Annotated in this window: 5 protein-coding genes and 1 pseudogene; 3 read left to right on the forward strand and 3 right to left on the reverse strand. The window is 71.4% G+C overall.

Translation table 11 applies throughout. The features are described 5' to 3' along the window. The 3 genes from LJ221_RS23050 to LJ221_RS23060 form a co-directional block, all read right to left on the reverse strand. Positions 1-652, reverse strand: a 652-nt coding sequence (locus LJ221_RS23050) for an NADH-quinone oxidoreductase subunit C (protein WP_241718639.1), incomplete at its 3' end; no start/stop codon positions are given. Beyond that, the gene (locus tag LJ221_RS23055; protein WP_241718640.1) at positions 649-1,308 is read right to left on the reverse strand and encodes an NADH-quinone oxidoreductase subunit B; all 660 of its coding nucleotides are present in this window, start codon (positions 1,306-1,308) and stop codon (positions 649-651) included. The genes LJ221_RS23050 and LJ221_RS23055, both read right to left, overlap by 4 nt. After that, positions 1,299-1,670, reverse strand: a complete 372-nt coding sequence (locus tag LJ221_RS23060) for an NADH-quinone oxidoreductase subunit A (protein WP_093851503.1) — start codon at positions 1,668-1,670, stop codon at positions 1,299-1,301. Before LJ221_RS23060 ends, LJ221_RS23055 begins: the two co-directional genes overlap by 10 nt. Before the next feature lie 498 nt (positions 1,671-2,168). On the opposite strand from LJ221_RS23060, the pseudogene LJ221_RS23065 reads away from it, so the two are divergent. From LJ221_RS23065 to LJ221_RS23075, 3 genes and pseudogenes are all read left to right on the forward strand, one after another. Further along, positions 2,169-2,300: pseudogene (locus LJ221_RS23065) on the forward strand (DNA-binding response regulator); the annotation flags it as partial. 251 nt (positions 2,301-2,551) lie between these two features. After that, positions 2,552-4,462: a 2-oxoacid:acceptor oxidoreductase subunit alpha gene (locus LJ221_RS23070; protein ID WP_241718641.1), complete on the forward strand. Its 1,911-nt coding sequence runs from the start codon at positions 2,552-2,554 to the stop codon at positions 4,460-4,462. Then, complete coding sequence (locus tag LJ221_RS23075) at positions 4,455-5,546, forward strand: 2-oxoacid:ferredoxin oxidoreductase subunit beta (protein ID WP_241718642.1); 1,092 nt, start codon at positions 4,455-4,457, stop codon at positions 5,544-5,546. Before LJ221_RS23070 ends, LJ221_RS23075 begins: the two co-directional genes overlap by 8 nt. The last annotated feature ends 50 nt before the right edge of the window (positions 5,547-5,596 follow it).

Below are 5,596 nucleotides of genomic sequence, written 5' to 3' on the forward strand. Positions count from 1 at the left end.
CGCCCGCCGCACGGCCGCGCGTCGGACGGGCGGCGGGCACGGGAAGCTGTCCCTTGAGCGGACCCCACTCGTTCGGGTCGGGCACGCCGGGCGGCAGCGTCTGCCGTCGCCGCGGGCCGCCCTCCGCGGACTCGCCCGGCTCCTTGGCGCCGGGCCACGCCTTGGCGACACGGGCCGCCAGCACGAAGTCCTTGCGCAGCGGATGTCCCTCGAAACCGTCGGGCAGCAGCAGCGGCGCCGGATTCGGATGACCGGTGAAGAAGACGCCGAACATCTCGTGTGTCTCCCGCTCGTGCCAGGCGGCCCCGGCGTACACACCGGTGGCGGTGGGCAGGGCGGGCGCCTCGTGCGGCACGGTGGTACGCAGCAGCAACCGCCGGACCGGTGTGCCCAGCGCGGCCAGGTGCGCGCAGACCGAGAAGCCCTCGCCCGGCTCGTCCACGGCGCTCAGCCAGTCGAAGAACGTGCAGCCCAGCTCGTCGCGCGCGGCGGTCAGCGCCTCCGTCCAGCGGGCGGCCGGCACGTCGACGGTCAGCAGCCCGTACGCCTCGGCCGCGCTCGCGTCCTCGCCGAAGACCTCCTCGGCGGGCCGGGGCAGCCATCCGGCGGCTGACGGCCGCCGCCCCGTTGGGTTCGGGTCCGGTCCGGTCATGCGCGCCCCTCCCCCGCTGCCGGGCCCGGAGACGGGGGCGGGGTCACCAGGCCGCTGGTCAGGGACGCCCCCGACGGGCTCGACGGCGCGGCTCCGGGTGCGGAGGCGTTCCCGTACCGCTCCGCCATCGACTCCCCGGCGATCTTCTCCTGGAGCTTGAGGATGCCCTGGAGCAGCGCCTCGGGCCGGGGCGGGCAGCCGGGCACGTAGACGTCGACCGGAATGATCTGGTCCACGCCCTTGGTGACGGAGTACGAGTCCCAGTACGGGCCGCCGCAGTTGGAGCAGGCCCCGAAGGAGATCACGTACTTCGGCTCGGGCATCTGCTCGTACAGCCGCCTGATCGCCGGTGCCATCTTGTCGGTGACCGTGCCCGACACCACCATCAGGTCGGCCTGGCGCGGCCCCGGAGCGAAGGGGATGACACCAAGGCGGATGAAGTCGTGGCGGGACATCGACGCGGCGATGAACTCGATCGCGCAGCAGGCCAGCCCGAAGTTGAAGACCCACAGGCTGTAGCGGCGGCCCCAGTTGAGGATCACCTTCATCGGCTCGGGGGCGAGCCGGGCCAGCCCGCCCAGCCGGCGGGGCTCCGGCAGGGGTTCCGGCGGGGCAGCGGCCTCTCGGGTGCCGGGGGGCTCGGGGTTCACGTCCATGCCAGAACGCCCTTCTTCCAGGCGTAGAGCAGTCCCACGGCCAGGAAGCCGAGGAAGACGAACATCTCCACCAGTGTCACTCCGCCGAAACCGGGCTCGGCGAAGACCGTCGCCCAGGGAAAGAGGAAGATCGAGTCGACGGCGAAGACGACGTAGAGGAAGGCGTACACGTAGTAGCGGATCTGGGTGTGCGCCCAGCCCTCGCCGACGGGGTCCACTCCGCACTCGTAGGTCAGCAGCTTCTCCGGCGTCGGCACCACGGGCCGCAGCAGCCGCCCGGCGCCGAAGGCCACCGCCACGAAGAGCACCCCGACGACCGCGACCAGCCCGACGACCGCGTAGCCGTGGAAATAGTCCGGCACGTCCGCCCCTCGCTCCGTGGTGTTCGCATCGGTTACGACGCTCCGTTCGGAAGGGGAGTCTAGGCCCTGGGCCCGCGCGCGGAAGCGGGCCTCCGCCACATCCGCGCCCGGCCCTCGCCGCGCCCCGCCCGGTGGTGGGGTTGACCCCACTGTGTCCCGCCCACGAACCCCATGGCGGCGTGCCCCCCCCACGCGCGGCTGCCGCTCGGGGTCCGGGGCGAGGGGCCGACGCTGATTCGGCACCGGTCTGGCCGGCCCGGCCGAGCGCCTCGGTTCCGTCGACGGCCTCCTGCCCGTGGAATCCCCCGACGACGGGCCCACCCACCGTCAGCGCCGGGCTGCCCCGGCTCGGTCCCGACGACGGCTGACACCCCGGTTTTCCACAACCCCCGCGCCGCCGGGTCCCGGTCCTGGAATGCTGTGCACAGAGATTCCTGCACACAGCATTCGAACGACGGGGAGCGAGGGGGAGCGGCCGTGGGGGACGTGAGGGACGGGGTGCGGGTGGTCATCGCCGAGGATTCGGTCCTGCCGAGGGAGGGCCTGACGCGCCTGCTCGGCGACCGCGGCCACGAGGTCGTCGCGGGCGCCGGCGACGGCGAGGCGCTGGTGAAGGCCGTCGGCAACATCTTCCTCAAGCCGGGGCCGGCGCCGGGCGGCGAGGACCACCGGCGGGTGCCGGCTGTGCTGACGCACCTCGGGTCGTAGTCCGGCGGCGGTCCGGCCCGGGACTCCAGAAGGGCTCCAGAGCACCGCCGGAATATACGCACGTCCCCGAGTGTCGTCTCATCGGAACGTCCACCATGTGACCGACCTCAGGAAGGTCACCCTTACCCACGTACGATGGCTGACGAGCCCCGCCTCAAGGGAGGTCCAGTCCAGTGACCAGCCAGGTCAGCAGCCCAGCCGATCAGCAGCACTCGCCCGGCTCACCGGCCAAGGAGGTTCGGCGGCTGGAGCGGGTGATCATCCGTTTCGCCGGTGACTCCGGTGACGGTATGCAGTTGACGGGTGACCGGTTCACCTCGGAGACGGCGGCCTTCGGCAACGATCTGTCCACGCTGCCCAACTTTCCCGCCGAGATCCGGGCGCCGGCCGGAACGCTGCCGGGGGTGTCGTCCTTCCAGCTGCACTTCGCCGACCACGACATCCTCACCCCCGGTGACGCGCCGGACGTGCTGGTGGCGATGAATCCGGCCGCGTTGAGGGCGAACATCGGCGACCTGCCGCGGGGCGCGGAGATCATCGTCAACACCGACGAGTTCACCCGGCGGGCGATGGCCAAGGTCGGTTACGCCGCCAGTCCGCTGGAGGACGGTTCGCTGGAGGCCTACCGGGTGCATCCGGTGCCGCTGACGACGCTGACGCTGCAGGCGCTGAAGGACTCCGGGCTGGCCCGCCGGGACGCCGAGCGGGCGAAGAACATGTTCGCGCTGGGCCTGCTGAGCTGGATGTACCACCGGCCCACCGAGGGCACCGAGTCCTTCCTGCGCGGTAAGTTCGCCAGAAAACCGCAGGTGGCCGAGGCGAACGTGGCGGCCTTCCGGGCGGGCTGGAACTTCGGCGAGACCACCGAGGACTTCGCCGTCTCCTACGAGGTGGCCCCGGCCTCGGCGGCCTTCCCGCCGGGCACCTACCGCAACATCTCCGGCAACCTGGCGCTGTCCTACGGGCTGATCGCCGCGTCCCGGCAGGCGGACCTTCCACTGTACCTGGGCTCGTATCCGATCACCCCGGCCTCGGACATCCTGCACGAGCTGAGCCGCCACAAGAACTTCGGTGTGCGCACCTTCCAGGCCGAGGACGAGATCGCGGGCATCGGCGCGGCGCTGGGCGCCGCCTTCGGCGGGGCGCTGGGGGTGACGACCACCTCCGGTCCCGGGGTGGCGCTGAAGTCGGAGACGATCGGGCTGGCGGTCTCTCTGGAGCTGCCGCTGCTGGTCGTGGACATCCAGCGCGGCGGCCCCTCCACGGGGCTGCCGACCAAGACCGAGCAGGCCGACCTGCTGCAGGCGATGTACGGGCGCAACGGTGAGGCGCCGGTGCCGATCGTGGCCCCGGCCACGCCCGGCGACTGCTTCACCGCGGCGCTGGAGGCGGCCCGGATCGCGCTGGCCTACCGCACCCCGGTGTTCCTGCTGTCCGACGGCTATCTGGCCAACGGCTCCGAGCCGTGGCGGATCCCTGAGCCCGGCGAACTGCCCGACCTGCGGGTGCGGTTCGCCTCGGGACCCAACCACACCACCGCGGACGGCACGGAGGTGTTCTGGCCCTACAAGCGCGACCCGCACACCCTGGCCCGCCCCTGGGCGGTGCCGGGCACGCCGGGCCTGGAGCACCGCATCGGCGGCATCGAGAAGCAGGACGGCACCGGCAACATCTCCTACGACCCGGCCAACCACGACTTCATGGTCCGCACCCGCCAGGCCAGGATCGACCGGATCGAGGTGCCGGACGTTCCCGTCGACGACCCCACCGGCGACGCGAGGGTGCTCGTGCTGGGCTGGGGCTCGACCTACGGGCCGATCACCGCCGCGGTACGCCGTCTGCGCGCCGTCGGCCAGAAGATCGCCCAGGCCCACCTGCGCCACCTCAACCCCTTCCCCGGCAATCTCGGCGAGGTGCTGAAGCGCTACGACAAGGTGATCGTCCCCGAGATGAACCTCGGGCAGCTGGCCACCCTGCTGCGGGCGAAGTACCTCGTCGACGCCCAGTCGTTCACGCAGGTCACCGGCCTGCCGTTCAAGGCCGAGCAACTCGCCACCGTTCTGAAGGAGGCCATCGATGGCTGAGACCACGACGCAGGCGCCCACCTTCGGAGCGCTCTCCCTGGTCCCCAAGGCCGACGGCAAGCAGACCATGAAGGACTTCAAGTCCGACCAGGAGGTCCGCTGGTGCCCCGGCTGCGGCGACTACGCCGTTCTGGCCGCCGTCCAGGGCTTCATGCCGGAGCTCGGGCTGGCGAAGGAGAACATCGTCTTCGTCTCAGGCATCGGCTGCTCCTCCCGCTTCCCGTACTACATGAACACCTACGGGATGCACTCCATCCACGGGCGCGCTCCGGCCATCGCCACCGGTCTGGCCTCCTCCCGGCCGGATCTGTCGGTGTGGGTGGTCACCGGTGACGGTGATGCGCTGTCCATCGGCGGCAACCACCTCATCCACGCGCTGCGCCGGAACGTGAACCTGAAGATCCTGCTGTTCAACAACCGGATCTACGGGCTCACCAAGGGCCAGTACTCCCCCACCTCCGAAGTTGGCAAGATCACCAAGTCGACGCCGATGGGCTCGCTGGACGCGCCCTTCAACCCGGTGTCACTGGCGATCGGCGCGGAGGCGTCCTTCGTGGCCCGCACCGTCGACTCCGACCGCAAGCACCTCACCGGCGTGCTGCGGGCGGCTGCCGACCACCCGGGCACCGCCCTGGTAGAGATCTACCAGAACTGCAACATCTTCAACGACGGCGCCTTCGAGGTACTCAAGGACAAGGAGCAGGCGCTGGAGGCCGTGATCCGGCTGGAGCACGGACACCCCGTCCGCTTCGGTGCGCCGGCCGAGGACGGCCTGGGGTCCAAGGGCGTGGTCCGCGACCGGGCCACCGGAGACCTGAAGGTGGTCGACGTCACCGCGGAGGGCACCGACGGCGTCCTGGTCCACGACGCACACGCGGCCTCCCCGACGACCGCCTTCGCCCTCTCCCGGCTCGCCGACGCCGACACCCTGCACCACACCCCCATCGGCGTCCTGCGCGACGTGCGCCGCCCGGTCTACGACACCCTGATGACCGAGCAGCTGGAGAAGGCCGTCGTGCAGAACGGCAAGGGCGACCTCGGCGCCCTCCTGACCGGCAACGACACCTGGACGGTCGTGGGCTGACGACGCCGTCCGAACGGCCGAGGGGCCGGTCCCGCCTGGCGGGACCGGCC

Origin of the sequence: Streptomyces sp. CNQ085, assembly GCF_022614595.1 — a bacterium.
In the GTDB taxonomy this organism is placed as follows: Bacteria; Actinomycetota; Actinomycetes; order Streptomycetales; family Streptomycetaceae; genus Streptomyces.